32 protein-coding genes are annotated in these 25,477 nt (G+C 69.3%); 21 read left to right on the top strand and 11 right to left on the bottom strand.

What is annotated here, in order from left to right; genetic code table 11:
* Window positions 1–185: 185 nt before the first annotated feature.
* Window positions 186–683 carry a motility/cell cycle regulatory protein MopJ gene (mopJ, locus tag ACODR1_RS05690; RefSeq protein ID WP_488879708.1) on the top strand — a complete coding sequence of 166 codons (498 nt, stop codon included), beginning with the start codon at window positions 186–188 and terminating at the stop codon, window positions 681–683.
* A gap of 6 nt (window positions 684–689) precedes the next feature.
* Here mopJ and ACODR1_RS05685 read toward each other — a convergent pair whose 3' ends face one another.
* From ACODR1_RS05685 to ACODR1_RS05670, 4 genes are all read right to left on the bottom strand, one after another.
* Window positions 690–878 carry a hypothetical protein gene (locus ACODR1_RS05685; RefSeq protein ID WP_488879580.1) on the bottom strand — a complete coding sequence of 63 codons (189 nt, stop codon included), beginning with the start codon at window positions 876–878 and terminating at the stop codon, window positions 690–692.
* Window positions 879–958: 80 nt separating this feature from the next.
* Window positions 959–1,870 (bottom strand): ribokinase, encoded by a 912-nt coding sequence (locus ACODR1_RS05680; protein WP_101718888.1) that lies wholly within the window; start codon window positions 1,868–1,870, stop codon window positions 959–961.
* A 50-nt stretch (window positions 1,871–1,920) separates the two neighbouring features.
* Window positions 1,921–2,718, bottom strand: a complete 798-nt coding sequence (gene fliP, locus ACODR1_RS05675) for a flagellar type III secretion system pore protein FliP (protein WP_420808164.1) — start codon at window positions 2,716–2,718, stop codon at window positions 1,921–1,923.
* The gene (locus tag ACODR1_RS05670) at window positions 2,718–3,047 is read right to left on the bottom strand and encodes a flagellar biosynthetic protein FliO (RefSeq protein WP_488879579.1); all 330 of its coding nucleotides are present in this window, start codon (window positions 3,045–3,047) and stop codon (window positions 2,718–2,720) included. The genes fliP and ACODR1_RS05670 overlap by 1 nt, the downstream gene beginning before the upstream one ends.
* A 105-nt stretch (window positions 3,048–3,152) precedes the next feature.
* On the opposite strand from ACODR1_RS05670, the gene flgB reads away from it, so the two are divergent.
* From flgB to ACODR1_RS05645, 5 genes are all read left to right on the top strand, one after another.
* Entirely contained in the window at window positions 3,153–3,593 is a 441-nt protein-coding gene (flgB, locus tag ACODR1_RS05665; RefSeq protein ID WP_116565276.1) for a flagellar basal body rod protein FlgB, read from the top strand.
* Window positions 3,594–3,604: 11 nt separating this feature from the next.
* Window positions 3,605–4,024 (top strand): flagellar basal body rod protein FlgC, encoded by a 420-nt coding sequence (gene flgC, locus ACODR1_RS05660; RefSeq protein ID WP_488879578.1) that lies wholly within the window; start codon window positions 3,605–3,607, stop codon window positions 4,022–4,024.
* 12 nt (window positions 4,025–4,036) lie between these two features.
* A complete protein-coding gene (gene fliE / locus ACODR1_RS05655) occupies window positions 4,037–4,342 on the top strand; it encodes a flagellar hook-basal body complex protein FliE (protein ID WP_101718891.1) in 306 nt (101 codons plus the stop codon).
* A gap of 73 nt (window positions 4,343–4,415) precedes the next feature.
* On the top strand, window positions 4,416–4,655 hold the full coding sequence (locus ACODR1_RS05650; protein WP_488879577.1) for a hypothetical protein: 240 nt from the start codon (window positions 4,416–4,418) through the stop codon (window positions 4,653–4,655).
* Window positions 4,656–4,755: 100 nt separating this feature from the next.
* A complete protein-coding gene (locus ACODR1_RS05645; protein WP_488879576.1) occupies window positions 4,756–5,445 on the top strand; it encodes an aspartate/glutamate racemase family protein in 690 nt (229 codons plus the stop codon).
* A gap of 12 nt (window positions 5,446–5,457) precedes the next feature.
* Here ACODR1_RS05645 and ACODR1_RS05640 read toward each other — a convergent pair whose 3' ends face one another.
* Window positions 5,458–5,640, bottom strand: a complete 183-nt coding sequence (locus ACODR1_RS05640) for a hypothetical protein (protein WP_488879575.1) — start codon at window positions 5,638–5,640, stop codon at window positions 5,458–5,460.
* 118 nt (window positions 5,641–5,758) lie between these two features.
* Between ACODR1_RS05640 and ACODR1_RS05635 the strand changes: the two genes are divergently transcribed.
* The 9 genes from ACODR1_RS05635 to ACODR1_RS05595 all read left to right on the top strand — a co-directional run bounded on the left by ACODR1_RS05635 (window position 5,759) and on the right by ACODR1_RS05595 (window position 15,227).
* Window positions 5,759–6,523, top strand: a complete 765-nt coding sequence (locus tag ACODR1_RS05635) for an ATP-binding cassette domain-containing protein (protein ID WP_488879574.1) — start codon at window positions 5,759–5,761, stop codon at window positions 6,521–6,523.
* A complete protein-coding gene (locus tag ACODR1_RS05630) occupies window positions 6,516–8,060 on the top strand; it encodes a glycine betaine ABC transporter substrate-binding protein (protein ID WP_488879573.1) in 1,545 nt (514 codons plus the stop codon). Before ACODR1_RS05635 ends, ACODR1_RS05630 begins: the two co-directional genes overlap by 8 nt.
* Window positions 8,061–8,118: 58 nt before the next feature.
* Window positions 8,119–9,804 carry an alkaline phosphatase PhoY gene (phoY, locus tag ACODR1_RS05625; RefSeq protein WP_488879572.1) on the top strand — a complete coding sequence of 562 codons (1,686 nt, stop codon included), beginning with the start codon at window positions 8,119–8,121 and terminating at the stop codon, window positions 9,802–9,804.
* 376 nt (window positions 9,805–10,180) lie between these two features.
* Complete coding sequence (gene fliQ / locus ACODR1_RS05620; RefSeq protein WP_058349392.1) at window positions 10,181–10,444, top strand: flagellar biosynthesis protein FliQ; 264 nt, start codon at window positions 10,181–10,183, stop codon at window positions 10,442–10,444.
* A gap of 13 nt (window positions 10,445–10,457) precedes the next feature.
* The gene (gene fliR, locus ACODR1_RS05615) at window positions 10,458–11,213 is read left to right on the top strand and encodes a flagellar biosynthetic protein FliR (RefSeq protein ID WP_101718896.1); all 756 of its coding nucleotides are present in this window, start codon (window positions 10,458–10,460) and stop codon (window positions 11,211–11,213) included.
* 9 nt (window positions 11,214–11,222) lie between these two features.
* Window positions 11,223–12,305, top strand: coding sequence for a flagellar biosynthesis protein FlhB (flhB, locus tag ACODR1_RS05610; RefSeq protein ID WP_488879571.1), 1,083 nt, complete (start codon window positions 11,223–11,225; stop codon window positions 12,303–12,305).
* Window positions 12,306–12,477: 172 nt separating this feature from the next.
* A complete protein-coding gene (cckA, locus tag ACODR1_RS05605; protein ID WP_488879570.1) occupies window positions 12,478–14,541 on the top strand; it encodes a cell cycle histidine kinase CckA in 2,064 nt (687 codons plus the stop codon).
* A gap of 147 nt (window positions 14,542–14,688) precedes the next feature.
* Window positions 14,689–14,943, top strand: a complete 255-nt coding sequence (locus ACODR1_RS05600; protein ID WP_488879569.1) for a FitA-like ribbon-helix-helix domain-containing protein — start codon at window positions 14,689–14,691, stop codon at window positions 14,941–14,943.
* A gap of 8 nt (window positions 14,944–14,951) precedes the next feature.
* The gene (locus ACODR1_RS05595) at window positions 14,952–15,227 is read left to right on the top strand and encodes a type II toxin-antitoxin system RelE/ParE family toxin (RefSeq protein WP_488879568.1); all 276 of its coding nucleotides are present in this window, start codon (window positions 14,952–14,954) and stop codon (window positions 15,225–15,227) included.
* A 3-nt stretch (window positions 15,228–15,230) separates the two neighbouring features.
* On the opposite strand, the gene ACODR1_RS05590 is transcribed toward ACODR1_RS05595, so the two are convergent.
* Window positions 15,231–15,779, bottom strand: coding sequence for a GNAT family N-acetyltransferase (locus ACODR1_RS05590; RefSeq protein ID WP_488879567.1), 549 nt, complete (start codon window positions 15,777–15,779; stop codon window positions 15,231–15,233).
* A 72-nt stretch (window positions 15,780–15,851) separates the two neighbouring features.
* On the opposite strand from ACODR1_RS05590, the gene ACODR1_RS05585 reads away from it, so the two are divergent.
* On the top strand, window positions 15,852–16,232 hold the full coding sequence (locus ACODR1_RS05585) for a YybH family protein (RefSeq protein WP_488879566.1): 381 nt from the start codon (window positions 15,852–15,854) through the stop codon (window positions 16,230–16,232).
* 189 nt (window positions 16,233–16,421) lie between these two features.
* On the opposite strand, the gene ACODR1_RS05580 is transcribed toward ACODR1_RS05585, so the two are convergent.
* The gene (locus ACODR1_RS05580) at window positions 16,422–16,640 is read right to left on the bottom strand and encodes a hypothetical protein (protein WP_488879565.1); all 219 of its coding nucleotides are present in this window, start codon (window positions 16,638–16,640) and stop codon (window positions 16,422–16,424) included.
* Window positions 16,641–17,022: 382 nt separating this feature from the next.
* Here ACODR1_RS05580 and ACODR1_RS05575 point away from each other — a divergent pair, with 382 nt between their 5' ends.
* On the top strand, window positions 17,023–18,117 hold the full coding sequence (locus ACODR1_RS05575; protein ID WP_488879564.1) for a cell wall hydrolase: 1,095 nt from the start codon (window positions 17,023–17,025) through the stop codon (window positions 18,115–18,117).
* Here the strand turns inward: ACODR1_RS05575 and ACODR1_RS05570 are convergent.
* Window positions 18,077–18,874 (bottom strand): SDR family oxidoreductase, encoded by a 798-nt coding sequence (locus tag ACODR1_RS05570; RefSeq protein WP_488879563.1) that lies wholly within the window; start codon window positions 18,872–18,874, stop codon window positions 18,077–18,079. The two genes, ACODR1_RS05575 and ACODR1_RS05570, sit on opposite strands and share 41 nt — an antisense overlap.
* A gap of 78 nt (window positions 18,875–18,952) precedes the next feature.
* Window positions 18,953–19,132 carry a YegP family protein gene (locus ACODR1_RS05565; RefSeq protein ID WP_488879562.1) on the bottom strand — a complete coding sequence of 60 codons (180 nt, stop codon included), beginning with the start codon at window positions 19,130–19,132 and terminating at the stop codon, window positions 18,953–18,955.
* A gap of 144 nt (window positions 19,133–19,276) precedes the next feature.
* On the opposite strand from ACODR1_RS05565, the gene ACODR1_RS05560 reads away from it, so the two are divergent.
* Window positions 19,277–19,828 carry a DUF1003 domain-containing protein gene (locus ACODR1_RS05560; protein WP_488879561.1) on the top strand — a complete coding sequence of 184 codons (552 nt, stop codon included), beginning with the start codon at window positions 19,277–19,279 and terminating at the stop codon, window positions 19,826–19,828.
* A gap of 55 nt (window positions 19,829–19,883) precedes the next feature.
* On the opposite strand, the gene ACODR1_RS05555 is transcribed toward ACODR1_RS05560, so the two are convergent.
* Window positions 19,884–20,825 carry a GlxA family transcriptional regulator gene (locus tag ACODR1_RS05555; protein ID WP_488879560.1) on the bottom strand — a complete coding sequence of 314 codons (942 nt, stop codon included), beginning with the start codon at window positions 20,823–20,825 and terminating at the stop codon, window positions 19,884–19,886.
* Between the two features lie 99 nt (window positions 20,826–20,924).
* On the opposite strand from ACODR1_RS05555, the gene ACODR1_RS05550 reads away from it, so the two are divergent.
* Window positions 20,925–21,629, top strand: a complete 705-nt coding sequence (locus tag ACODR1_RS05550) for a DJ-1/PfpI family protein (RefSeq protein WP_488879559.1) — start codon at window positions 20,925–20,927, stop codon at window positions 21,627–21,629.
* A gap of 107 nt (window positions 21,630–21,736) precedes the next feature.
* On the opposite strand, the gene ygiD is transcribed toward ACODR1_RS05550, so the two are convergent.
* Window positions 21,737–22,507 carry a 4,5-DOPA-extradiol-dioxygenase gene (ygiD, locus tag ACODR1_RS05545; RefSeq protein ID WP_488879558.1) on the bottom strand — a complete coding sequence of 257 codons (771 nt, stop codon included), beginning with the start codon at window positions 22,505–22,507 and terminating at the stop codon, window positions 21,737–21,739.
* A gap of 247 nt (window positions 22,508–22,754) precedes the next feature.
* Here ygiD and ACODR1_RS05540 point away from each other — a divergent pair, with 247 nt between their 5' ends.
* Window positions 22,755–23,804, top strand: coding sequence for an acyltransferase family protein (locus tag ACODR1_RS05540; protein ID WP_488879557.1), 1,050 nt, complete (start codon window positions 22,755–22,757; stop codon window positions 23,802–23,804).
* 70 nt (window positions 23,805–23,874) lie between these two features.
* Window positions 23,875–25,407 (top strand): M20/M25/M40 family metallo-hydrolase, encoded by a 1,533-nt coding sequence (locus tag ACODR1_RS05535; protein WP_488879556.1) that lies wholly within the window; start codon window positions 23,875–23,877, stop codon window positions 25,405–25,407.
* Window positions 25,408–25,477: the final 70 nt, after the last annotated feature.

Raw genomic sequence — 25,477 nt, 5'->3', positions numbered from 1 at the left:
TGGTTAAGCTAAGCGAAGAAATCGACGCCCGGGCGCTCTTCCAGCGCCCGGGCGTTGTGCTTCCAGATTGACTCTCAAACGGAATCTTTGTTGGCGGCGGTGATTTTTCGCTTCCGCCGATTCGGTGCTTAAGACATAGTGAACGAGCGGTGAATCACCGTGATTCCAAAGACTTGTTAAGGACTCTGAAGATGTCCGCGCAACTGAGCGCATCCGCGACCGCGGCCCGCGCTCATCAGGAAATGTTCGCATACTGGGCGTCCCTGCGCCGCGGGGCGAACTTGCCTGCGCGTGGTGATCTTCACCCTTCCGGCATCAAGCGCCTGCTGCCGACGGTCAGCCTGATCGACGTCGTGCGCGAGCCGCGCGACTACCGCCTGCGTCTGGCCGGCACCGGCCTCTACGGCGTCTATGGTCGCGAGATCACCGGCAAGGCGTTGAGCGAGGTCTACAACACCGCCGCCGGCGACTACTGGCGCAAGGAGCTGGACAAGGTCGTCGACGAGCGTCGTCCGGGCGTGGGCGTGCACAGCCTGGCCTGGCGCGGCGCGCCGCACGTCTCGATCCTGTGGCTGCGCCTGCCGCTGGCGACCAACGGCAAGGACGTCGACATGATCCTCGGCTACGACGCCATCGTCGGCGCCCAGGCCGAGGGCGGCTTCAGCGGCATCCGCGCCGCCTGACGGGCCTCAGCGCCGCTTGAGGCGGCGCTTGCGACGCTCGTTGAGCGCCACCCAGATCATCGCCAGAACGAGGCCCGCGAGCACGGCCGGCGCGATCAAGAGGGGTGGCGTCCACGCGCCGAACCCCGGGCCGATCGGCGTCAGGGTCTGGGCTTCCATTTTCTCGCTTGCGCCAGGACCGGCATCGTCGCGCATCGACCGCTCTCCGCCTTGAGGGCGACAGCCTGCATGCGCGGGGAGGCATCCGCAAGGCGCCGAGGGCGCCGGCGATGGGCTCACCCCTCGAGGAAGACCTCGACCTCGCGCTTGCTCGGCATCGAGGGCGCCGCGCCCGGCTTCTGCACCGAAAGGGCGGCCGCCGCATTGGCCTGTTCGACAGCCTCGCGCAGGTCGAGATTGGCGGCCAGGCCGGCAGCCAGGGCGCCGCAGAAGCAATCGCCGGCGCCGACGGTGTCCACCGCCTTGACCTTGCGGCCCTCGACCAGGAAGGCCTCGTCGCGACGCACGGCGGCCACGCCGGTCTTGCCCAGGGTGACGATGATCGTCTGGTCTGGGCGGCTCATTAGCTTGCGGGCGGCCTTGGAGACCTCTTCCAGCTTGGCCGGCTCGTGGTCGAGGCGGGCGTAGGTCGCCAGTTCGGTCTGGTTCAGGATCAGGATGTCGGTCAGCGGGAACAGCGCCGCGCCCTGCGGCAGGGCGGGGGCGGCGTTCAGCACCCGCAGGCCGCCCTTGGCCGCGCCGGCCTTGAACAGGGCCTCGATGGCGCCGGCCGGGGTCTCCAGCTGGGCCAGCAGCACGCGCTGGCCTTCCAGCGCCGTGGCCGCCACCTGCTGGGGCGTGATCATCATGTTGGCGCCGCCGGTGACGACGATCATGTTCTCGCCGCCGTTCGACACCCAGACGTGGGCCTGGCCCGTGGGGGCGCCCGACAGCTCGGCGACGTCGGCCACCTGCACGCCGTAGCCGGCCAGCTTGCCCTTCAGGCTGAGGCCGCTGTCGTCCTTGCCGACCGCGCCCATCAGGCGGGTGGGCGCGCCCATGCGGGCGGCGGCGACGGCCTGGTTGGCGCCCTTGCCGCCGAGGAACAGCTCCAGCGACAGGCCGGCCACCGTCTCGCCCGGCCGCGGCAGGTCGTCGACCCGCGCCACGGCGTCCAGATTGATCGAGCCCAGTACGAAAACGCCCATCGGTCTTGGTCTTCTGTTGTTCTAGTTATTCTGTTCGGTGTCGTCGGATCTTACCCGCCACCGGTCCCGCGCTGGAAGCTCTCAACCAGGCTGCCGCAGACGAGTCGCCATCCATCCACTAGCACGAAGAAGATCAGCTTGAACGGCAGGCTGACCGTGGCGGGCGGCAGCATCATCATGCCCATGCTCATCAGCACGCTGGCCACGACCAGGTCGATGACCAGGAACGGGATGAACAGCAGGAAGCCGATCTCGAAGGCGCGCTTCAGTTCCGAGATCATGAAGGCCGGGGTCACCACCTTCAGCGGCGTCTCCTGGGCGGTCTTCGGCTTCTCGATCTTGGAAAGGCGGATGAACAGGGCCAGGTCGTCCTCGTCCACCTGGCGCAGCATGAAGGTCTTCACCGGCTGGCCCGCCGCCTCGAAGGCCTGCGGCAGCTCCATCTGCTTGTCGAGCAGGGGTTTGACGCCGGCGTCGTAGGACTGCTCGAAGGTCGGGCCCATGACGATGGCGGTCAGGAACAGGGCAAGGCTGATGATTACCGGGTTGGGCGGGCTCTGCTGCACGCCGATCGCCGTGCGCAGGAGGCCCAGCACCACGACGATGCGCACGAACGAGGTCGTCATGATCACGATCGACGGCGCCAGCGACAGCACCGTCAGCAGGCCGACCAGCTGGACGACCCGTTCGGTCAGGCCGGCGCCCGTGCCCAGATCGACGTTGATGGCCGACTGGGCCATGGCCAGCGACGGGCCCAGCGTCGTCGCCAGGCCCGCCAGCATGGCGATGAGGGCGGCGCGGCGCAGTTCCTGCGGCGTGGCGCCGGTAAGGCTCTTGAGCAGGCGCATCAGACCACGGGCTCCGGCTGGGTCTCGACGACGGGGGCGGGGGAGGGGGCGGGGGAGGGGGCGGGGGCACCGGCGGGAACCCAGTTCAGCAGGCGGCCGTCGCCCAGCAGCACCAGGCGCTCCTCGCCGTCCAGGCGGCACAGCACCAGGCGGCGGGCGGGGTCCAGCACCAGGGTCTCGACCACCTGCAGCCGCCGCTCGCGGCGCTTGGAGACGATGCGGTTGAGGGCCTCGGGGCCGAACTTGCGCAAGGCCACGGCGGCCAGGCCGATCAGGCCCAGGGTGACGGCCAGCGCCGCCACGGCGCGGATCAGGAGAAAGACGTCCATGCGCGGACCGGATTCCACAGGAAAGAGGCGCGGCGAGGCGCCGCATCCCTGGTGTGCCTCACTGTCCTTAATGCGTGATTAACCCTGTTTCTTCACCATGCTCGCATGGGTCCCGACGACATCCCTCTTTTCTCGATGCTGAAGAGCCGGCTCGGTTATCTGACCGAGCGGCAGAAGGTGGTCGCCCAGAACGTCGCCAACGGCGACACCCCCGGCTATCAGCCGCGGGACCTCAAGGCCTTCTCCTTCCAGGCCTCGCTCGACGCCCAGGCGACCGGCGGGACCAGCAGCGGCCTGGCCACGATGGGCCGCCCGCTGCAGATGCTCACCACCAGCGCCGGTCACATCGCGCCGTCCAAGCCCGCCAGCCTGTGGCGCTCGCCCCAGGGCCCCGACAGCGAGACTACCCTCGACGGTAACTCCGTGACGCTCGAGGACCAGATGCTCAAGATGACCGATGCGCGCATGAACTACGACGCGGCGGTCTCCTTCTACCAACGCTCCATGTCGATGCTGCGCACCGCCGCGCGTCGCCCCAACGGCTAGAGGACGTCTAGATGGCTGAGATCCGATCCCAGTCGGCGGCGGCGATGGCCGTGGCGGCCAGCGCGCTCAGGGCCCAGCAGGGCCGCATGCGCATCATCGCCGAGAACATCGCCAACGCCAATTCGACGGCCCGCACGGCCGGCGGCGACCCCTATCGTCGCCAGGTGCCGGTGTTCCGTCCGGCCAAGGTCGAGGGCGCCGAGGGCGTGGCCATGGCCCGTGTCGAAGGCGACCAGAAGGACTTCAAGACCGAGTACGACCCCGGCAACCCGGCGGCCGACGCCAAGGGCTACGTCAAGCTGCCCAACGTCGACACCCTGGTCGAGGCGCTCGACATGAAGGAGGCGCAGCGCGCCTACGAGGCCAACCTCAACGTCATCGAGACCGCGCGCAGCATGCAGTCGCGCACGCTCGACATCCTCAAGAAGTAGGGGTCCTAGGCGATGATCACCGCTCTGGCCGCCTCGAAAGCCTACGCCGCCACCGGCGCGACCCCGCTGTCGCTCGGCAAGAGCGTGGGCGAGCCCAAGAAGATGGACTTCGGCGACATGCTGAAGTCGGCGATGACCGACACCGTCCAGGCCTCGCGCCAGGCCGAGCACAAGATCGCCCAGCAGGCGGCCGGCAAGGCCGAGCTGATCGACGTCGTTACCGCCATCTCGTCGGCCGAAGCCAGCCTCGAGACCGTGATCTCGATCCGCGACCAGGTGATCTCGGCCTATCAAGAGATCATGCGGATGTCGATCTGACGGCTTTGCCGTCGATGGATCGAACCTAAGGCTTGGAAGGCGCGTTGAGAGCTCGAACAAGGAGCTCCACCGCATGACCTTCACGCGTCCTCTCTCCCTCGTCGCCATCGCCGCCGCCGCGCTCGCCCTGACCGCCTGCGGCGACAAGGATTCCGGCCACGCCCAGAAGACCGAAGGCGAGATCAAGTCCGCCGTCGGTTCTGCAATCGGCGACAAGGAACTGAAGAAGGAAGGCAAGAAGGACGAGGTGGTCGGCGGCGTGAAGTCGGCCGGCGAAGACCTCAAGGCCGCCGCCAAGGACGCCAAGGACTAGGGCGAGCGCGCGGCTCGGATCTTCGACAGATTTTTTGGCCTCAGCCGCGCCCTCGGACCTGCTAAGCAGGGGCCTCCCAGCTGCCGGCAGAGGCCCCTGTATGCGTACGATCGGACTTCTCGGCGGCATGAGCTTCGAAGGCTCGGCGACCTACTACAGGCTGATCAACGAGACCGTTCGCGACAGGCTCGGCGGCGTCAACTCCGCGCGCAGCGTGATGTCGTCGGTGAACTTCGACGATATCGTCCAGATGCAGAAGGCCGGCCGCTGGGCGCAGGCCGGTGAATATCTGGCCGAGGCCGCGAAGGGCGTCGAACGCGCCGGCGCCGACTGTATCCTGATCTGCGCGGTGACCATGCATCTGGTAGCCGACGCCGTAGAAGCGGCCGTCGATGTTCCCTTCATCCACATCATCGACGAGACCGCGCGCGTCCTTGCGGCTGGCGGCTATCGGCGGCCGCTGCTGATCGCAACCCGCTACACGATGGAAAACGGCTTCTACCATGAGCGCATGGCGCGGCATGGGATCGAGGTCGTGACGCCCGACGAAGCCGGGCGGGCGGCGACCCATGCCATCATTTTCGACGAGCTCTGCCAGGGAAAAATCCTGGAGACTTCACGGGCCGTGCTGACCGAACTTGTCGTCGAGGCCAAGGCCTCCGGCGCCGACAGCGTCATCTTCGGCTGCACCGAGATTGGCTTGATCCTGGATCCCGAGAACCTGCCGTTGTCGGGTTTTGATTCCACCGTAATTCACGCCAAGGCCGCGGTGAATTTCGCGCTTGGGTGAACGCGGGCCATTCTAGATCGGCAGCAGCCCCGCCACGTCCACGCCCCGAAGCGCGGCCACGACCCCGGCCCAGACGGCCAGGTTCAGCAGCACCATCAGGGCGACGGCCACGCGCAGGCGGCGCTGCACGGCCTTGCGGCGCTTGCGGGCCTTGAAGCCTCCCGTTGGGGAGGTCGCGGTCAGGGTTGCGGCCATCGTCATGCTCCACGCCAGCCAAAACTACCCCCGTTAATCACCATTAACGCGTCTGATTTGGCCTGGTGCAAGCGGGACGGCTTGTCGCAGCGCCCGGCAGCAGGAAAGGTGAGCGCGCATGACACCCGCCATCGCCCTCGAACAGGTCGGCAAGACGCACGACGCCGCGGCCGTCCTGCAAGGCGTCGACCTGTCGATCGCCAAGGGCCAGTTCGTCGCCCTGGTCGGCGGTTCGGGCGCGGGCAAGACCACGCTGCTCAAGACCATCAACGCCCTCTCGCCGCCGACCTCCGGCCTCGTGCGGATCGACGGCCAGGCCGTCGGCGCCCTCGACGGTCCGGCCCTGCGCCGCCGCATCGGCTACGTCTTCCAGGAGATCGGCCTCTTTCCGCACATGACCGTGGCCGAGAACATCGGCGTCGTGCCGGCTCTGCTGGGCTGGAACAGGGACGAGATCGCCGCCCGCGTCGACGAACTGCTCGATCTCGTCGACCTGCCGCGAGCAGTTGCAGGGCGCCGGCCCGCCGCCCTGTCGGGCGGCCAGCGCCAGCGGGTGGGCGTGGCCCGCGCCCTGGCCGCGCGCCCCGCGATCCTCCTGATGGACGAGCCGTTCGGCGCGCTTGACCCGATCACCCGCCAGGCCCTGGGCGACGACGTCCGCCGCCTGCACCAGGCGCTGTCCCTGACCACGGTGATGGTCACCCACGACGTCGCCGAGGCCCTGCTGCTGGCCGACCGGGTGATCGTTCTGGATCAGGGACGGATCATCGCCGACGCCGCGCCGCGCGAGCTGATGGCCGGCCACGACGACCCGCGCGTCGAGGCGCTGATGGCCGCTCCGCGCCGCCAGGCCGAGCGGGTGAGGGCGCTGCTGGATGGCTGAGCTGCTCGCCCTGCTGCCGCAGCGCCTGGCCTGGCACGCGGCCCTGTCGGCCGCCGCCCTGGCGCTGGGTCTCGCCGTCGCCCTGCCGCTGGGTTTCGCCGCCGCGCGCCGGCCGGGGGTGCGCTGGGTGGCCCTGGCGGCCACCGGCCTCGTGCAGACCATCCCCAGCCTGGCCCTGCTGGCCCTGTTCTATCCGCTGCTGCTGCTGCTCTCGAACCTGAGCAAGGCGACGCTCGGGTTCGGCTTTCCGGCGCTGGGCTTCCTGCCGGCGCTTCTGGCCCTGTCGCTCTACGCCATGCTGCCGATCCTGCGGAACACGGCCGCGGGCCTGGCCGGCGTCGATCCGGCCGTGACCGAGGCGGCCAGGGGTGTCGGCATGACCCCGCGCCAGAGCCTCGTGAAGGTCGAGCTGCCGTTGGCCGCGCCGGTGATCCTGGCGGGCGTGCGCACCGCGGCCGTCTGGACCATCGGCGGCGCCACCCTGGCCACGCCCGTCGGCCAGACCTCGCTGGGCGACTACATCTTCTCGGGGCTGCAGACCGAGGCCTGGGACATGGTGCTGGTCGGCTGCGCCGCCTCCGCGGGCCTGGCCCTGGTCGTCGACCAGTTGCTGGGCCTGGTCGGGCGCGGGCTGGAGCAGCGCAGGCCCATCCTCTGGGGCGGGGCGCTGGCGGCGCTGGGGCTCGGTCTCGGTGCGGCCCTGGCGCCTCTGGCCGCGCCGGTCCTCACCCCGCGTCCGCAGGCCTATGTGATCGGGGCCAAGAACTTCTCCGAGCAGTACCTGCTGGCCGAACTGATGGCGCAGCGGCTGGAGGGACGGGGCGCCCGCGTCGAGCGGCGGATCAATCTCGGCTCGGCGGTGGCCTACCGCGCCCTCGCCGCCGGCGAGATCGACGCCTATGTCGACTACACCGGCACCCTGTGGGCCAACGTCCTTCACCGCTCCGACAATCCCGGCCGCCAGGCGGTGCTCGGCACGCTGCGGAGCGAACTGGCCGGGCGCGACGGCGTCGTCCTGGCCGCGCCGCTGGGCTTCGAGAACGCCTACGCCTTCGCCATGCAGCGCGAGCGCGCCCAGGCGCTGGGCGTCAAAAGCCTGGCCGACCTGTCCGCCAGGGCTCCGAACCTGGTCATGGGCGGCGACCTGGAGTTCTTCTCCCGGCCCGAGTGGGCGGCGGTCGAGAAGGCCTATGGCCTGCGCTTCAAGGCCCGCCGCCAGTTCCAGCCCACCTTCATGTACCGCGCCCTGGCCTCGGGCGAGGCCGACGTGATCTCGGCCTTCTCCAGCGACGGCCGTATCGCCGCCGATGACCTGGTGGTGCTGGCCGACCCCAAGGGGGCGCTGCCGCCCTATGACGCGGTGCTGCTGGTCTCGCCCAAGCGGGCCGGCGATCCGAACCTCAGCGACCTGGCCGCTGCGCTGTCGGGCAAGCTGACCGTCGAGGCCATGCGCCGAGCCAACTACGCCGTCGATCGCGACACGGCCAAGCAGTCGCCGAGCCAGGCCGCGCGCGAACTGGGCGGCGCGGCTCGGTGAACTTCGTCTGCTGAAGCTTTGTTTGCGACCGCCCGGCGGTTGAGGCAGGTTGCGCGCCATGAGCAAGCTTACCCCCCCGTTTGGCCCCAAGACGGCGCTGTCGGCGCTGGCCGGCGTCGCCCTTTTCGCCTCCGTCCCGGCCCAGGCGGCCGATCAGGTGAAGCCCAATCCCAAGCTGGTGGTGGTGATCTCCATCGACCAGTTCAGCGCCAACCTGTTCGAACAGTGGCGCGGCCAGTGGAAGGGCGGCCTCGGCAAGCTCGGTCGCGAGGGCGTGACCTATCCCAACGGCTACCAGTCGCACGGCATGACCGAGACCTGCCCGGGCCACTCCAGCCTGCTCACCGGTTCCTATCCCAACCGCACCGGCATCGTCGGCAACAACTGGTACGACGCCACGACCGGCAAGAAGTCCTACTGCCTGCTCGACGAGTCGGTGACCCTGGCCGCGCCGTCCGAACAGGATCCGGTCAGCCCCAAGAACCTGATGGTTCCCACCTATGGCGAATGGCTGAAGGCCGTCTCGCCCAAGAGCCGCGTCTATGGCGTTTCGGGCAAGGACCGCGGCGCGATCACCATGGCCGGCCACGATCCGGACGGCGCCTTCTGGTACCAGACCGGCTTCGGCTTCACGACCTACGTCAAGCCGGGCGAGGACGCCGCGACCAAGCTTGCGCCGGTGGCCGCCCTGAACGCGCGCCTGGCCGCCGAGCAGAAGAAGAAGCCCTTCGTCTGGAGCTATGAGAACAAGGCCTGCGCCGCCCTCGAAAAGACCTGGACCACCGGCGAGCGCACCTGGGACGCCAAGCTGCCGCGTCCGCTGCCGACCAACAACGCCGAGACCCTGCGTGACCTGTCGGCCAGCCCCTACACCGACGCCGTGACCCTGGAAGCCGCCGCCGCCCTGCGCGACGAGTTCGGCCTGGGCGACGGCCCGCAGGTCGACGTCCTGACCGTCAGCCTTTCGGCCACCGACTTCATCGGCCACCGCTACGGCACGCGCGGTCCGGAGATGTGCGACCACCTCAGCCGCCTGGACGCCCGCCTGGACACCTTCCTGTCGCGCATCGGCAAGGCCAAGGGCGAGGTTCTGGTGGTGCTGAGCGCCGACCACGGCGGTTCGGACTTCCCCGAGCGCCTGCACGACGAAGGCTACGACGTCTCGCGCATCGCCACCTCGGCCTGGCTAAAGGGCCTGAACCAGCAGCTGCGCGCGGACCTGGCGCTCGACTACGACCCGCTGGTCGCGCCGGGCGGCATCGACACCCTGGTGATCGTCGGCGCCGACAAGAAGACCCCGCCCGCGACCGAGCGCGCCCGCATCGCCTCGGCCGCCCTGGCCCTGGTCCGTTCGCGCGGCGAAGTGGCCGAGGCCTACGAGATCAACGACCTGCTGACCACGCCGCCGGCGGCCAAGGGAACCTCGCCCGACACCATCAGCGTCAAGGAACGCCTGCGCCGCAGCGCCTATCCGGGCCGTTCGGGCGACATCCTGGTGGCCTTCAAGCCGAACCTGGTGCCGGCCACGGCCAGCACGACCTATGTCGCAACCCACGGCACGCCCTGGGACTACGACCGTCGCGTGCCGATCCTGTTCTGGTGGAAGAGCGCCCAACCGCGCGAGCGCATCCTGCCGATCGAGACCGTGGACATCGCTCCGACCATCGCCGCCGTCACCGGCGTGCCGGTCCCCAAGGCGATCGACGGCCGCTGCCGCCCGCTGGGCGCGGGCCACGACTGCTGAGGCTTTCGCTGATTGCCGTTCTGGAGAGGGGCGCGGATTTCGATCCGCGCCCTTTTTCGTTCAATGGCGCAGCAGGAGGGCGACCAGGTCCGCCCCGAGCGCGATCGCCGCCCAGCCCACGGCCAGGCCGACGAAAGGATGACGCTGCCACCAATGCCAATTCGAACTCGTATGCATGACGCTTTCCCGACTGATTGGTGAAGCTTGCATGTCGCGCGATAGTTTCGCCAGCAACTAATGTGGGGCGCCGCTGCGTCACCTCTGCGGCGCGGTGACGCAGGCGCGGTGTTAACAGTCCCTAACTCCCTGTTAACCATGTCGGGCGCAGGGTGCGTGTCACACCAAACCGACCAGAGCGTACGCAGAAAGCCCGTTCATGACCGGAGCCGAAGTCCTCGACGTGGGTCGCGACGCGATCTGGCTGACCCTTCAGCTGTGCGCGCCCGTGCTGATCGTCGGCCTGGTGGTCGGCGTCGCCATCGGCCTGTTCCAGGCCCTGACCCAAATCCAGGAAGCCACCCTGGTCTACGCGCCCAAGATCGTGGCCATCTTCATCTCGCTGCTGCTGTTCCTGCCGCTGATGGGCGCGCTGATGTCTGGCTTCATGCGCCAGATCGCCGCCCGCATCGCGGCGATGTAGGGAAGGGCGGGGCGTGGACAGCTTCGCGACGACCGCCCAGGTCTATGTCGCCGGTCTGGTCTTCGCCCGGATCGGGGCCATGGTCATGCTGATGCCGGGCATCGGCGAGCAGGCCGTGCCGCCGCGCATCCGCCTGGCCTTCGCCCTGCTGATCGCCGTGGTCCTGACCCCGGTGGTGGCCAAGACCGTCGGCCCGCTGCCCACCACCCTGGGCGGCCTGGCCGGCCAGGTGATCCACGAGATCCTGATCGGCCTGATGATCGGCGCGGTCTTGAAGCTGTTCATGAGCGCCCTGACCACGGCCGGCGAGATCGTCTCGCTGCAGACCACCCTGTCCTTCGCCCAGACCACCAACCCGTCCGGCGCCCCTTCGAGCACGGCGGTGGCCACCTTCCTGTCGATGCTGGGCCTGACCCTGGTCATGGCCACCGACCTGCACCACCTGTTCATCGGCGCGATGGCCAGGTCCTACGAGCTTTTCCCGTTCACCAAGAGCGTGCCGGTCAACGACGCCGCCGCCCTGGCCGTCCGCACGGTGGCGCAGAGCTTCATGCTTGGCGTCCAGCTGGCCGCGCCGGTGATCGTGTTCTCGATCGTCTTCAACCTGGCGACCGGCCTCGTGGGCCGGGTCATGCCCTCGTTCCAGATCTTCTTCGTCACCTCGCCGCTCAGCGTGATCCTGGGCCTTTCGCTGCTGGCCCTGTCCCTGGGCGGCATCGCCATGGTGTGGAGCGATCGCTATCGCGATCTGCTCGGCGTCTTCAACTAGGAGCGCACCGTGGCTGACGATACGGACCAGGAATCGAAGACAGAAGATCCGTCAGCCAAGAAACTGGCGGACGCCCGCAAGAAAGGCGACGTCCCCAAAAGTCAGGACTTCTCGCAGCTGGCCTCGCTGGCGGGCGCGTTCGGCGTCATCGCCATCGCCGGCGGCTGGCTGGCCCGCGACATGGCCCAGGCCCTGGTGCCGTTCATCGCCCAGGCCGGCCAGATGGACGTCGAGGGCGGCGCTAACCTGATCGCCCGCAAGGTGCTGCTGGCGGCCCTGCCGCCGCTGGTGCTGGTGATGGTGGTCTCGGGCCTGATGGGGGCCGCCGCCAACATCGCCCAGTCGGGCTTCCTGTTCTCGGCCGAGAAGATGAAGCCCGACTTCAAGAAGCTCGACCCGATAAAGGGGCTGGGCCGGATCTTCGGGCCCGACGGCCTGATGCAGTTCGCCAAGTCGGCCCTGAAGTTCCTGGTCACCGGCGTCATCGCCTGGTTCGTGCTCAAGCCCGACGCCAGCATGGTGATCGGCCTCGTCGGCATGGACCCGGCCGCCATGCTCCCGCTGGCCGTCGACCTCTGCAAGAAGCTGTTCTGGGCCGTGCTGATCTTCCTGGTCGTCACCGCCGGCTTCGACTGGTTCTGGCAGCGCCTGCGCTTCAACAGGCGCATGCGGATGACCCTGAAAGAGGTCAAGGACGAGCACAAGGACAGCGACGGCGACCCGCATATCAAGGCCAAGCGCCGCCAGATCCAGATGCAGCGCTCGCGCCAGCGGATGATGCAGGCCGTGCCCCAGGCCACCGTCGTCGTCATGAACCCGACCCACTACGCCGTGGCGTTGAAGTACGAGCAGGGCGAGACCCCCGCGCCGATCTGCGTGGCCAAGGGTCTCGACGAACTCGCCCTGAAGATCCGCGCCGTGGCCGAGGAGGCCGGCGTCCACGTGCTGGAAGACCCGCCCCTGGCGCGGGCGCTCTACGCCGCCGTCGAGGTCGACCAGCAGATCCCCGCCGAGCACTTCGAGGCGGTGGCGAAGGTCATCGGCTTCGTGCTCAGCAACAAGCAGTCCAAGCGTCGCGCCTGGGCCGATTGACGGTGAACGGATCGTTCCGCGGCCTGGTACGCAACCGCCGGGAAATCACATTTCCGCCGTAGAATCAGCAGCCTGCTTGATAAACGCGCTCTAGCGCCGCGTAAGGAGTATCCTTGCCGGACGAATCGTCGAGGCCCTCTCTCGACCAGGTTGTAGAAGGATTTCGGTCGGCATGGCCGAGACGCCCGCGAAAGACATGACGGCGACCCGCCGCCGCGCCGACCCCCTGATCTGGGGCGCGGCCGTTTTCTTCGTTCTCGCCGCCGGCTTCGCCACGGCTCCGGCCCTGCGCGCCGGCCCTGCCACCCTGGCGGGCCTGCTGCTGCTGGCGGGCGTGGCGGGCGTGGCGATCCTGGGCCTGGTGGCCATCCGCGCCTCGGCAGCGCACGACAACGGCGTGGACGTGGTCGACGGCTTCATCGACGCCTTGGGCGAACCGGCGGCCCTGACCGCCGCCGACGGCCGCATCCTGGCCTCCAACCAGGCCTGGCGCGACACCCTGGGCGAGGCCCGCCGCCTGCCCAAGGACGCCTCGTTGTTCTCGGCCCTGGTGCGCGCCCGCAAGGGCGAGGCTGGCGAGGCCGTGATCGCGGTCGCCGGCCAGGACCGTCCCGCCCTGGCCGCTCGCGTGACCGGCGGCCGCCTTCTGGTCCGACTGCCTGCCGTCGCCGAACCGATCGCCGCGCCGCTGCCGCCGACCGCGCCGGTCGTCGCCCTGGCCGCCCCGCCGCCGCGCGCGCTCGACGCCTTCTCCGGCGCCTCGCCGTTCGGCGCCGCCCTGCTGGAAGGGCTCGATCCCTTCAACTCGCCGATCCTCGAGGCCAATCCGGCCCTCTCGGCCATGGCCGGGGCCGTGCGCGCCGGCATGGCGCTGGGCGAGCTGATCGATCCGCCGTCGCGCGCCGAGGCCGAGACCCGCCTGGCCGAAGGCAAGGCCGGTCCGTTCGAGGTGCGCCTGGCCCGCGATCCGTCGCGCATCGCCCATCTCTATCTCTACCGCGCCGACGGCCGCCTGGTGGCCTATCTGATCGACGTCTCCGAGCAGAAGCAGATCGAGCTGCAACTGGCCCAGGCCCAGAAGATGCAGGCCATCGGCCAGCTGGCCGGCGGCGTGGCCCACGACTTCAACAACCTGCTCACCGCCATCCAACTGCGCCTGGACGAACTGCTGCACCGCCACCCTGTGGGCGATCCGTCCTACGAGGGCCTCAACGAGATCCGCCAGACGGGCGTGCGCGCCGCCGACCTGGTGCGCAAGCTGCTGGCCTTCAGCCGCAAGCAGACCGTCCAGCGCGAGGTGCTGGAACTGGGCGAACTGATCTCCGAGTTCGAGGTCCTGCTGCGCCGGCTGCTGCGCGAAGACGTCAAGCTGATTACCGACTACGGTCGCGACCTGCCGCAGGTGCGGGCCGACAAGAGCCAGCTCGAGACGGCGGTCATGAACCTGGCCGTCAACGCCCGCGACGCCGTGCGCGCCGCCAAGGGCGGCGGCGTGGTGCGCATCCGCACCGCCCGCCTCAACGAGGACGAGGCCAGGAGCCTGGGCTTCCCCGGCGCTGAGGGCGATCAGGCCTTCATCGAGGTCAGCGACGACGGCCCCGGCATCCCGCCCGAGGTGATGGGCAAGATCTTCGACCCGTTCTTCACCACCAAGCCGGTGGGCGAGGGCACGGGCCTGGGCCTGGCTACCGTCTACGGCATCGTCAAGCAGAGCGACGGCTGGATCCACGTCCACAGCCGTCCGGGCGAGGGCGCGGCCTTCCGCATCTTCCTGCCCGTGCACGAGCCGACCCCGGCCCAGGCCGCCGCCGCGGCCGTCGCGGTCGCCGAGCCGCCCAAGCCGCGCGCCGCCCGCGACCTGTCGGGCGCCGGCCGCATCCTGTTCGTCGAGGACGAGGACGCCGTGCGCGGCGTCGCCGCCCGCCTGCTGCGCGCCCGCGGCTACGAGGTGCTCGAGGCCAGCGACGGCGAGGAGGCCCTGATTATCGCCGAGGAGAACGCCGGCAAGATCGATCTCCTGATCAGCGACGTGATCATGCCCGGCATCGACGGTCCGACCTTGCTCAAGAAGGCGCGGGGCTACCTTGGAACCGCCCCGGTGATGTTCATCTCCGGCTATGCCGAGGCCGAGTTCAGCGACCTGCTGGAAGGCGAGACCGGCGTGACCTTCCTGCCCAAGCCCATCGACATCAAGACCCTGGCCGAGCGGGTGAAGCAGCAGCTCCAGGCGGCCTAGAGGCTGTTCTCTTCCGTAAGATCCCCGCGAAAGCGGGGGCCCAGGCTTTTCTGAAACCCACGGCGCTCGACGATAAACACCTGGGTCCCCGCCTTGGCGGAGGGATGCGGGGGAGGACAGGGCCTGCTTGCTGAGTTATCGTCAGCCATGGCCGATGGTTTCACCTTCGATATCGATGCCGAACTCGCCGAACAACTCACGGCCGCAGCGGCCGAGGCGGGCGTGTCGCGTGAGGCCTATGTGCGGGCGCTCCTGGAACAGGAGACCCATGGCGGGCCCAGCTGGGTGATCGCACGGGCGCGGGCCTACGATTTCGATCGGACCGGCGAGGCGATGACGATCGACGAGGCGTTCGCGAAGCTTGACGCCATGATGCTCGAACGGCGAGCGCGCAACGCTTGAGCCACCGCGTGATCCTGGCGCTCGCCGTACGGCGCGACCTGGAACGATTGGCCGATTTTCTTGCCGCCAAAAGCCCGCGCGCCGCCGAGCGAGCGCTCGTGAAGATCAGAGCTGGTATCGATTCCCTCGAGACCTTCGCCCTACGTGGGCGCGTTGTCTCCAACGGCTTGCGCGAGCTTACGATCGCCTTCGGACGTGACGGCTATGTCGTCCAGTATCGGGTGGAGAACGATTGTGTTCTCGTGTTGCGGCTTTTCCACGCCCCGGAAGATCGAGGCGCCTGATCGTCACCCCCGCCGCAGCAGCACCGTGGGGCTTTCCTTGTAGGTCGTCCGGGTCTCTTCAATGAAGCCGCTCTTGGCCGCCAGGGCCAGGGAGGCGGCGTTGTCGGGGTGGATGATGCAGACCACCGGAGCCTGGCCCCAGCGCCGCTCGCCCCACGTCAGGCCCGCGCTCACCGCCTCGGTTCCGAAGCCCTGGCCGTGCGACCAGCCCGACAGCACCCAGCCCATCTCCGGCACGCCCTCGAACGACGGCTCGATGTCGCGGTGGAAGTCGGCGAAGCCCACCTCGCCGACATATCGTCCCGTCGCCATCTCGCGCACCGCCCAGTAGCCGTAGCCCAGCAGCGCCCAGAGGCCTCGGGCCCGCAGCAGCCGCGCCCAGCTTTCCTCGCGCGTCGAGGCGCGGCCGCCGACATAGCGATAGACCTCCGGCTCGCACCACATGGCCACGCTGTCCTCGAAGTCCGAGATCTCCGGCGGGCTCAGGGTCAGGCGCGGCGTCGTCAGGACGGGCAGGGCGGCGGCGCGGGCGGCGAGGTCGTCGAGCGGCATCGGGGTCCGGGTTTGCTGAGGGGCGACGGCGCAGCCTATATCGACCTGCATAAAGAAGGGACCCGTCAGTTCATGATCGCGCCGCAGGACGCCGTCGCCGCCCGCCGCAAGCTCACCAACCGGCTGATCGCCGGCAAGGACGCAGGACGGCTCGTCCCGTTCTTCACGGCCGACGCCAAGGTCATCGCCGGCGACGGCTCGCTGCTGCTGGGCCGCGACCAGATCATCGAGGCCTTCGCCGGCCAGTTCGCCGACCGCGACTTCGTCGCCTACGTCCGCACCAGCGACCTGATCGAGATCGACGCCGACGGCGCCCGCGCGGCGGAAAGCGGTCGCTGGGTCGGAACCTGGAAAGGCGAGGGTGCGACGCAGAGCGGAACCTACCTCGCCACCTGGCGCAAGCTCGCCGGCCAGTGGGTCATCGAGAACGAACTGTTCGTGACGCTGGGGTAGAAATCCTCCCCCTCTGGGGGAGGTGGCCCAGAGGGCCGGAGGGGGGGCGTTCTCAGCTTCCGAAGCGTTGGAAAGTCATCACCAAATCCCCCCACCGATCGCTGACGCGATCGCCTCCCCCACAGGGGGAGGTTCGCAGTTCCAGATCCTCCCCCTTCAGGGGGGGCGTCTTAGCGCCTGAAGCGCGTCCTACCGCCGCTTCTTCGAGCGCGGCGCCGGCTTGGCGGCGGTGTCCACCACGGCTCCGGCGCCCGCGCCGACCACCGCGCCGAACGGCCCGGCCACGACCGCGCCGGCGATGGCGCCGGTGGCCGCCCGCTGTTCCATGTTGTGGCCGCAGGCCGTGGTCAGGGCGGCCAGGGCGAGGACGGCGGCCAGGCGCGGGACGGACAGCGAGAGGCGGGGCATGGCGGGTCTCCAAGGCGTCGGCGCGAGGCCGATGAAACTGCAGCGGTTAACGGCGAAGCTTGGTCGAGGTTCCGACAAGGCCGCGCGGCGCATCAGAAACCGCGCTGCTGCGGCGTTTTGGCGCCCGTCCAGGTTTTTCCTGTGAATCAAAGTGTTAACGGTATCGGTCGCCGAAAAGGCGGGCAAAATCCATGCTGCAGTGCAGCAGGCGCTTGCGACTCGGTCATAGTTCGGTCATAAGGCGAGGCATAAGCAGGATCTCGACCTCATTGCGATCGGTCGAACCTCCGCTGCCAGACCGGCCCGATAGTGCTTTTTCCGGGTGTCTTGGGAGCGTTTTTGTCGGGGGGCCGGTGCGCCCTCGTCGCGCAGGACGCAAGTTTTGAATATCAAGTCGCAGACGTGCGCTGACGCGCGCGGGCTGATCGGCGCCGTATTGGTCGGGTCCGTCACGGGCCTGGCGCTTGGCGGCGTCTATCTGGCGGGGGGCATGGCCCAGACCGCCGCTCAGCACGCTCGGGTCACGCGCCTCGCCGACAGCGCCGCGGGGAGCTACTCCGAGGCGGCGCTGCATCAGGCCGCGTCGCGCATGGACGCCGGGGCGCTCGCCATCGCCCGCCGCCATGACCCCTATACCGTCGCTGGCGACGCCCAGCGCGACCGCCAGGCCTCGCTGCTCGCCGCCCGCCTCGAAAGCGGCGACAAGGCCGAGGACAAGCCGCTCCTGCTGCGCGCCAGCCTCGGCGGTTCGTTCAATCCGGCCGCCGCGCCGTTCCACCTCGCCAACGCCCTCGAAAGCTCGCGCGAACTCGAGTGCCTGGCCCAGGCCGTCTACTACGAAGCCCGGGGCGAGACCTCCAGCGGCCAGGCCGCGGTGGCTCAAGTCGTATTAAACCGCGTACGCCACCCTTCGTTCCCCAAGTCGATCTGCGGCGTGGTCTTCCAGGGCGCTTCGGCCCGCACCGGTTGCCAGTTCAGCTTCGCCTGCGACGGCTCGATGCGCGCCCGTCCCGAACGCGCCGCCTGGACCAGGGCCCGCAAGGTCGCCTCGCGCGCCCTGGCCGGCACGGTGATGTCCGAGGTCGGCTCGGCCACCCATTTCCACACTACCGGCGTCGCGCCGAACTGGGGTCCTCGCCTGATGCGCGTCGCCCAGGTCGGCATGCACGTGTTCTACCGCTTCGGCGGTCGCGCCGGCGCGCCGGGCGCCTTCACCGACAAGCCGCGTCCCTCGACCGTGGACGACCTGCCCAACGCGCCCGTCCTGACGGCCCTGCCGCAGGCGCCCAGCGCCGACGGCAAGCCGATGATCTACGTCGCCAGCGCCATGGCGATCGCCAGGGAAGGCGGCATGGGCGGTCCCGAGAAGGTCGGTCCCGAGCCGGCCTCGGCCCCGGCCATGCATCCGGCCAAGGCCGCCGACAAGGGCGACGCGGTCAAGCCGTCTTCAGTGATCGCGACCGGAGCTGGTTCCTGAGGAACCCGGGGGCCAGGCGGGCCATGAACCGCATCTGCCTGGCCCGCTTGCCCACCAGATAATAGAGCTCGCGGCCATGCGCCGCCTGCCACACCGTCTGCGCCGCCTCGTCGACGCCGTAGACGGGCAGGCCGCTCTTGCGCAGTTCCTCGCCCATGTCGGCGTTCTTGCCGGGCTGGGAGTTGCGCAGGATCGGCGTCTCGACGAACCACGGCATGACGCAGGCAACGCTGACGCCGAAGGCGGCGAACTCGGCGTCCAGCGCTTCCGACAGCCCCCGCACCGCGAACTTGGTCGCCGAATAGACCGCCAGGCCCGGCGAGCCGTAGATCCCCGCGCACGAGGCCATGTTGACCAGCCGCGAGCCGGGCGTGGCCTTCAGGAAGGGCAGGGCGGCCCGCGCGCCGTTCAGAACGCCGTGCACATTGACCGCCAGCATCAGGTCGTCGTCCTGCGGATCACTGTCGGCGAACGGTCCGAAACGTGCGACGCCGGCATTGTTGAACAGCACGTCCAGCCGGCCGCCGGAGGCCTGGGTGAAGGCGGAAAGGGCGGGCGTCCAGGCCTCGCGGTCGCGTACGTCCAGGGGATGGATGGAGCCATTGCCCGGCCCGATGTCGGCCAGGGCGCGCGATAGGCCGGCCTCGTCGATGTCCGAAAGGCCGACGAACCAGCCCTCCGCCGCGAAGCGCTTGGCGCTGGCCAGGCCGATGCCGCTGGCCGCGCCGGTGATGAAGATGGCCTTGCGAGCCGACATGTCCGCCTCCCCGTCGTTATCATTCGTTATCGCCGATCAGACAGCGATCGACGGGGAGGGGTCAAGTTCACGCGTGCGTCAGTCGGTCTGGTCGTCGACCTCGGCGTCGGGGCCGTTCTTCTTGATCGACTCGATGGCGTTCTTGGCCGACGCCTTGGAGGCGTAGCCTTCGGTCCAGAAGATGGTCTCGCTGTTGTAAACGAAGTAGGCGACGAACTCGCCGGCCTTGTTCTTCTTGATCAGGAACTTGTGGGCCATCTGGTGGTGCTCCCGGGATGATGACTGGTCGTTGGTCGACGAGCCGACGTAGCGACCCTCGCGCTCCTGACGCGACCCTGTCAACCGCGTTGCGGTGAAGCCCGACGCACGGAATGATGGAGCCTCATCAGGCCGGACGGACCCATGAGCGCGGACAAACTCGACCACCTCTCGCGCACCCTGCTGGGCGAGCCCTATGTCGGCCTCTCCGACGTCAAGCGCAGCGTCATCGACCTGATCGCCGCCGAGGCGCCGACGGGCCTAGCGCCGGGCCTAGCCGAGAAGGAAGGCAGCTTCTGGGAGCGCCTGGCCGACCGGGTGGCGGCGATCGGCGGCTCTTGGGGCTTCATCGGCGGTTTCTCGGCGGTGCTGGCGGCCTGGGTGATCCTGAACCTGGCCCTGATGCCGTTCCACAAGGCCTTCGATCCCTATCCCTTCATCTTCCTGAACCTGGTGCTCTCGACCCTGGCGGCGATCCAGGCCCCGATCATCATGATGAGCCAGAACCGCCAGGCCACGAAGGACCGCGAGGCCGCCGAGCACGACTACGTCGTCAACCTGCGCGCCGAGCTCGAGATCATGCGCCTGCACGACAAGCTCGACGCCCTGCGCATGGCCGAGCTGTCCGACATGGCCCGCGCCAACACCGCCTGCCTGGACGAACTGCGCGCCGAGGTGAAGGCGCTGCGGGGCTGACCTTTTCTTCCGTAAAATCCCCGCGAAAGCGGGGGTTTTACGGTTCCAGAGAGCGTTAGCCCGCCTTCGCCGCCCGGCGCAGCGCCTGGGGCGGTTGGCCGTAGACGCGGATGAAGGCCCGGCGCATGCGCTCGGAATCGCCGAAGCCGGCCTCCAGGGCGATGTCCTCCACCTGCAGCGGGGCGCTGTCGAGCAGGGCGCGGGCGGCCTCGACGCGCAGGCGCTCGATGGCCTTGGCCGGGGTCGAGCCGGTCTCGGCGGCGAACAGCCGGGCGAAGTTGCGCGGGCTCATGGCCGCGCGCTCGGCCAGTTCCTCCACGGAAAGGGTGAGGGCGAGGTTCTCGCGGGCCCAGGCCAGGAGGGCGTCGAAGCGCCCGCCCTTCAGCTCCAGCAGGGCCGAGAACTGCGACTGGCCGCCCGGACGGCGGTGATAGACCACCAGTTGCTGGGCCGTGCGCTTGGCGATCGCCTCGCCCAGGTCCGCGCCGATCATGGCCAGGGCCAGGTCGATGCCGGCGGTGATGCCCGCCGAGCTCCAGATCGGACCGTCCTGCACCCAGATCCGGTCGGCTTCCAGCCGCACTTTCGGAAAGCGCTTCTGGAAGTCCTTGGTGCGGCTCCAGTGGGTGGTCGCCCGCTTGCCTTCCAAGAGGCCCGCCGCCGCCAGGACATAGGTTCCCGAGCAGACGCTGGCCGTCCGCCGCGCCCCGCGAGCGTTCCTGCGCACATAGTCGAGCGTCGCTTCGCAGGTGGAGGGCGCCCGCACGCCGTCGCCGCCGGAGACCAGCAGGGTGTCGAAAGCAGGGGCCTTGTCGAACGCCACGGTGTCGAAGGCCGCGCCCGAACTGCTGGCCGTCCAGCCGCCGTCGCGCGACACCACCGTCAGCCCATAGGCGCCGGGGTCGAACCGCGCGGCGATCTCGAAGGCCGAGATCGGGCCGGCGGCGTCCAGAAGCTGGAAGCCCGGATAGACCAGCATGCCGACGGCGCGAGGCATGGCATTCCCCCGAATGGTGGCGGAAATCGAGGGATCTCCGTCATTTCCGCCGAACGCTATCTGGGAGAGCATCGGTCGTCAAACGAGGAGCGCCGCCCCATGGCCGACCCGATCCGCATCGTCTTCGCCCTGTTCCCGGGCGTGACCCATCTCGACTTCACCGGCCCGCACCAGATCCTGGCGCGGCTGCCGGGGGCGACCATCACCGTCGCCAGCCTGGCTGGCGGCGAGATCGAGGCCGACGGCCTGATCTTCGCCCATCTGGCGCGGCTCGACCAGATCGAGGCGTGCGACATCCTCTGCATTCCCGGCGGCTTCGGCACGACGCAGGCCATGGGCGACGAGGCCTTCCTGGATCAGGTCAAGCGCCTGGCCTGGAGCGCGCGCTATGTCACCAGCGTCTGCACCGGCTCGCTGGTGCTGGCGGCGGCCGGGCTGCTGGAGGGCAAGCGGGCGGCCTGCCACTGGGCCTGGCGCGACCAGCTGGCCCTGTTCGGCGCCATTCCCGACGAGGCCCGCGTGGCCCGCGACGGCCGTTTCGTCACCGGCGGCGGGGTCACGGCCGGTGTCGACTTCGCCCTGACCCTGGTCGCCGAGATCGCCGGTCCGACAGTCGCCCAGGCCATCCAGCTGGCGGTGGAATATGCGCCCGATCCGCCGTTCCAGTCGGGCCGGCCCGAACTGGCCCCGCCGGAGATCCTGGAGCGGGTGAGGCGTATCTACGACAACGGCATGGAAGCGCGCCGCGCGGCGGCCGTCGCTGCGGCGGCGAGGCTGGGGAAGGGGGCGCTGGAGAGGGCTTGAGGAGCCGAAACCTCGTCCTTCGACAAGCTCAGGATGAGGTTTCTGTTGTACGGCCTTAGCCATGATCCTCACCCTGAGCTTGTCGAAGGGCGAGGATCATGCAGCCCTCACCCCACCTGCACGCCGGTCATCGAGATCGCCGCGAAGACGTCGTCGGCGAAGAACGACACCGGTTCGTCCTTCTGCTGCGCACCCAGCACGTAGAGCAGCGGCAGGTAGTGCTCGGCGCTGTTGATCGACAGCGCCGCGTCCGGACCCAGGCTCTCCCAGTCGATCAACGGCTGGTGGTCGCCGGCCGCGATCAGGGCCTTGGCGCGTTCGTTGAAGCGCGGCGCCCAGTCGGGGGTCTCGCCGGTGCGGAAGTTCACGGCCCGCAGATTGTGGACGATGTCGCCGCTGCCGATGATCAGCACGCCCTCGTCGCGCAGCGCCGCCAGCCTGCGGCCGGCCTCGTAGTGCCAGGCGTTGGGCTGGCCGCGGTCGATGCTCAGCTGCACCACGGGCACGTCGGCTTCGGGATACATCGGCGCCAGCACGCTCCAGGCGCCATGGTCGAGGCCGCGGGTCGGATGCTGCACGGTCCGCTGCGGCGCCAGCAGGTCGGCAGCGCGCTGCGCCAGGGCCGGATCGCCCGGCGCCCGGTACTGCACGTCGAACAGCGCCTGCGGGAAGCCGCCGAAATCGTGGATGGTCTCGGGACGCTCCGAAGCGCTCAGCGCCGTGCCGCCCATGGTCTCCCAGTGGGCGCTGACCATCAGCACCGCCTTGGGGCGCGGCAGGTCGCGGCCCAGCTGCGCCCAGGCGCGGCTCCAGGCGTTGTCCTCGATGGCGTTCATCGGCGAGCCGTGGCCGATGAAGAGGACGGGCATGCGGGTCATGGCGGCGATATCCAAATAGAAACTTATGCAGTTACAGATGGGCGCTCACTCCTCGGTGGTCAAGCAGGGGCTAGCGCGACCTTCCGCCGCTTCCCCCGGCGGCTCGGCTTTGTTAAGGCCTCCCCTCGTGAGCACGTCCCAGTCATCCTCGGAGTCGGCCGCGTCCCCGTCGGGATCCGCCGCCCCGGTCGCGTCACCCGTCGGCCATTCGTCCCGTCCGGCCACCCGTGGCGGCGCCCTGGACCTGTTGCGCCTGCTGGCCGCCCTGCTGATCGTGGTCTACCACTTCGGCGCCGAGAGCCCGCTGCGGATCGAGCGCTTCCACCCGGTGTTCGCGCGCGGCTACCTGGCCACCGACTTCTTCCTGATGCTGTCGGGCTATGTTCTGGGTCGCGCCTACGGACCGTCGGCGATTTCCGGCCGGATCACCCATTTCCAGTTCTGGCTGCGCCGCGCCGCCCGCGTCTGGCCCGGCCACCTGATGGTGCTTGCCGCCATGGCCGGCCTCGTCCTCGCCTTGAACCTGCTCGGCACCGACGCCCACAAGCCCTCGCGCTTCGCCTGGGACCAGCTGCCGCTGCAGGCGATGCTGATGCACGCCTGGGGCTTCAACAGCGACGGCTGGAACCTGCCCAGCTGGTCGCTGTCGGCGCTGATCGTCTGCTACGCCCTTTTCCCCTGGTTCTGGCGCGCCGCCAGCGCCACCCGCCGCCCCTGGCTGCCGATCGTGCTGGCCGCCGTGGTCGTGGTGCTGTTCGACATCGCCGCCCGGCGCACCAACGGTTTCGGTTTCGCCGAGGTCCCGATCGGCCTCTCCGACCTGCCGCTGCGCATCGGGGTGCTGCGCGCGATCCCGCTGTTCCTGCTGGGCCTGTGCCTGGCGCGGGCGGTCGAGCTTTCCTGGCCGAGCGAGAAGGGCGCCAAGATCCTGCTGACCGTCGGCTGCGCCGGCCTTGTCGTCCTGCAGGTGATCGGCCGCTTCGACCTGCCCAGCCTGACCTGCCTGGCGGCCATCATCCTCGGCGCCGGACGCCTGCCGGTGAAGCATCCCAAGGCCTGGATCGAGGAGGGCGCCAAGCTCTCGTTCGCCCTGTTCATCACCCACATCCTGGTCGGCGTGATCTACTGGAGCGCCGTGCACAAGCTGATCGACACCGTGCCGATCGGCATCGGCTGGCAGTGGCTGATGTGGCTGGCCGGTTTCCCGCTGGCCATCGGCGCGGCCTGGCTGTTCCACACCTATGTCGACCAGCCCGTGCAGGACCGCATCATGCCCTGGGTGCGCGGCCGCGGCTGAAGCGCGCGTCTTGCTCCCCGCCGAGTCGTAGCCTCCTATCCTCTCCACGCAGAGTTTCGTGGGGAAGACGATGTCCGATGCTCCTAGCCGCCGCACGCTGATGACCGGCGCGGCCGCCGCCAGCCTGTTGGTTCCCGGCCTGGCCAGCGCCGCCGCCAAGCCGTCGGCGCGCGAGGCCGACATGGCCGCGATCCGCAAGGCCGCCGAGGCCGGATACGACGCCTCGGTAAAGCGCATCCAGGACTGGATCGCCCTGCCGTCGATCGCCGCCGAGAACCGCGACATGGACAAGGGCGCCGACTACATGGCGGCCCTGGCCAGTGACGCCGGCTTCACGAACGTCGAGAAGATCCCGACCGACGGCGCGCCGGGCGTGTTCGGCGTGCTCGATGTCGGCGCCAGGCGCTGGCTGGCGATCTACTTCATGTACGACGTCAAGCAGTACGATCCGGCCGAGTGGAGCTCGCCGCCACTGGAGGCTCGCATCGTCGACAAGCCCGGCTTCGGCAAGGTGATCGTCGGGCGCGGGGCGGTGAACCAGAAGGGGCCGCAGGCCTCGCTGCTGGCCGCGCTGCACGCCATCCGCGCCGCCGGCAAGAAGCCGCCGGTGAACCTCGTCCTGGTCTGCGAGGGCGAGGAGGAGATCGGCAGCCCGCACTTCCGCCAGATCGTCACCCGGCCCAACGTGCTGGCCGCCCTGAAGAAGTGCGAGGGCGTGATCATCCCGGCCGGCTGGCAGAGCCCCAGCAACGGCGGCGTCAGCGTCAACCTGGGCGCCAAGGGCGTGGTCGAGTTCGAGCTGGTGGCCAGCGGCGAGAAGTGGGGCCGCGGTCCCAAGACCGACATCCATTCCAGCGAGAAGGCCCGCGTCGACAGCCCGGCCTGGCGGCTGGTCCAGGCCCTGACCACCCTGGTCACGCCCGACGGCAACACGCCCGCCGTCGACGGCTATTTCGAGAAGGTCCGGCCGCTGACCGCCCGCGAGAAGGAGCTGATCTCCCTGGCCGCCCAGCGCATGACCGAGGCCGACGCCAAGAAGGCCCTGGGCGTGGATCGCTGGATCGACGACCTGCCGTGGGAGAAGGCGCTGGAGCGCCTGGCCTCGCAGCCGACCATCAATATCGAGGGGCTCGTTTCGGGCTATACCGGCCCCGGCGGCAAGACCGTGCTGCCCGGCCGCGCCGTGGCCAAGATCGACCTGCGTCTTGTGCCGAACATGACCATGGACGACGCCGTGGCCAAGATCCGCGCCCACCTCGACAAGCGCGGCTTCAACGACGTCGAGATCAAGGTCAGCGGCGGTTATGATCCCACCGAGACGCCCGAGGACAGCCGCCTGATCCGCGCCCAACTGGCCAGCTACAAGCGCCTGGGCGCGCCGGCCACGCTCTATCCGCGCCTGGCCGGCTCGTGGCCGGGCACGGTGTTCACCTCGCCGCCGGTCAGCCTGCCGGCGGGCCAGTTCGGCCTTGGCCACGGCAGCGGCGCCCATGCGCCCAACGAATACTACGTGATCGACAGCAGCAATGCGAAGGTGCAGGGCCTGGTCGGCGGCACGATGAGCTATGTCGACCTGATGTACGAGATCGCCGAGGCCAAGTGAGGGGCGGGGAACGAACCTTGCGCGCATGTGGTTGAGCCCTAGCCGGCGACAGACCGGCGAAGCTCGTTCG

The sequence above is a fragment of the Caulobacter sp. FG7 genome (assembly GCF_057808875.1).
The sequence above is the reverse complement of the archived record's forward strand: the minus strand, read 5'-3'. Positions and strand labels throughout refer to the sequence as shown.

Bases quoted from the DNA above. Each gene is read 5' to 3' on its own strand.
- ACODR1_RS05685 (WP_488879580.1), bottom strand. From the start codon at position 878: ATGCGCGACGATGCCGGTCCTGGCGCAAGCGAGAAAATGGAAGCCCAG.
- ACODR1_RS05680 (WP_101718888.1), bottom strand. From the start codon at position 1,870: ATGGGCGTTTTCGTACTGGGCTCGATCAATCTGGACGCCGTGGCGCGG.
- fliP (WP_420808164.1), bottom strand. From the start codon at position 2,718: ATGCGCCTGCTCAAGAGCCTTACCGGCGCCACGCCGCAGGAACTGCGC.
- ACODR1_RS05670 (WP_488879579.1), bottom strand. From the start codon at position 3,047: ATGGACGTCTTTCTCCTGATCCGCGCCGTGGCGGCGCTGGCCGTCACC.
- flgB (WP_116565276.1), top strand. From the start codon at position 3,153: ATGGGTCCCGACGACATCCCTCTTTTCTCGATGCTGAAGAGCCGGCTC.
- flgC (WP_488879578.1), top strand. From the start codon at position 3,605: ATGGCTGAGATCCGATCCCAGTCGGCGGCGGCGATGGCCGTGGCGGCC.
- fliE (WP_101718891.1), top strand. From the start codon at position 4,037: ATGATCACCGCTCTGGCCGCCTCGAAAGCCTACGCCGCCACCGGCGCG.
- ACODR1_RS05650 (WP_488879577.1), top strand. From the start codon at position 4,416: ATGACCTTCACGCGTCCTCTCTCCCTCGTCGCCATCGCCGCCGCCGCG.
- ACODR1_RS05645 (WP_488879576.1), top strand. From the start codon at position 4,756: ATGCGTACGATCGGACTTCTCGGCGGCATGAGCTTCGAAGGCTCGGCG.
- ACODR1_RS05640 (WP_488879575.1), bottom strand. From the start codon at position 5,640: ATGGCCGCAACCCTGACCGCGACCTCCCCAACGGGAGGCTTCAAGGCC.
- ACODR1_RS05635 (WP_488879574.1), top strand. From the start codon at position 5,759: ATGACACCCGCCATCGCCCTCGAACAGGTCGGCAAGACGCACGACGCC.
- ACODR1_RS05630 (WP_488879573.1), top strand. From the start codon at position 6,516: ATGGCTGAGCTGCTCGCCCTGCTGCCGCAGCGCCTGGCCTGGCACGCG.
- phoY (WP_488879572.1), top strand. From the start codon at position 8,119: ATGAGCAAGCTTACCCCCCCGTTTGGCCCCAAGACGGCGCTGTCGGCG.
- fliQ (WP_058349392.1), top strand. From the start codon at position 10,181: ATGACCGGAGCCGAAGTCCTCGACGTGGGTCGCGACGCGATCTGGCTG.
- cckA (WP_488879570.1), top strand. From the start codon at position 12,478: ATGGCCGAGACGCCCGCGAAAGACATGACGGCGACCCGCCGCCGCGCC.
- ACODR1_RS05600 (WP_488879569.1), top strand. From the start codon at position 14,689: ATGGCCGATGGTTTCACCTTCGATATCGATGCCGAACTCGCCGAACAA.
- ACODR1_RS05590 (WP_488879567.1), bottom strand. From the start codon at position 15,779: ATGCCGCTCGACGACCTCGCCGCCCGCGCCGCCGCCCTGCCCGTCCTG.
- ACODR1_RS05585 (WP_488879566.1), top strand. From the start codon at position 15,852: ATGATCGCGCCGCAGGACGCCGTCGCCGCCCGCCGCAAGCTCACCAAC.
- ACODR1_RS05580 (WP_488879565.1), bottom strand. From the start codon at position 16,640: ATGCCCCGCCTCTCGCTGTCCGTCCCGCGCCTGGCCGCCGTCCTCGCC.
- ACODR1_RS05570 (WP_488879563.1), bottom strand. From the start codon at position 18,874: ATGTCGGCTCGCAAGGCCATCTTCATCACCGGCGCGGCCAGCGGCATC.
- ACODR1_RS05565 (WP_488879562.1), bottom strand. From the start codon at position 19,132: ATGGCCCACAAGTTCCTGATCAAGAAGAACAAGGCCGGCGAGTTCGTC.
- ACODR1_RS05560 (WP_488879561.1), top strand. From the start codon at position 19,277: ATGAGCGCGGACAAACTCGACCACCTCTCGCGCACCCTGCTGGGCGAG.
- ACODR1_RS05555 (WP_488879560.1), bottom strand. From the start codon at position 20,825: ATGCCTCGCGCCGTCGGCATGCTGGTCTATCCGGGCTTCCAGCTTCTG.
- ACODR1_RS05550 (WP_488879559.1), top strand. From the start codon at position 20,925: ATGGCCGACCCGATCCGCATCGTCTTCGCCCTGTTCCCGGGCGTGACC.
- ygiD (WP_488879558.1), bottom strand. From the start codon at position 22,507: ATGACCCGCATGCCCGTCCTCTTCATCGGCCACGGCTCGCCGATGAAC.
- ACODR1_RS05535 (WP_488879556.1), top strand. From the start codon at position 23,875: ATGTCCGATGCTCCTAGCCGCCGCACGCTGATGACCGGCGCGGCCGCC.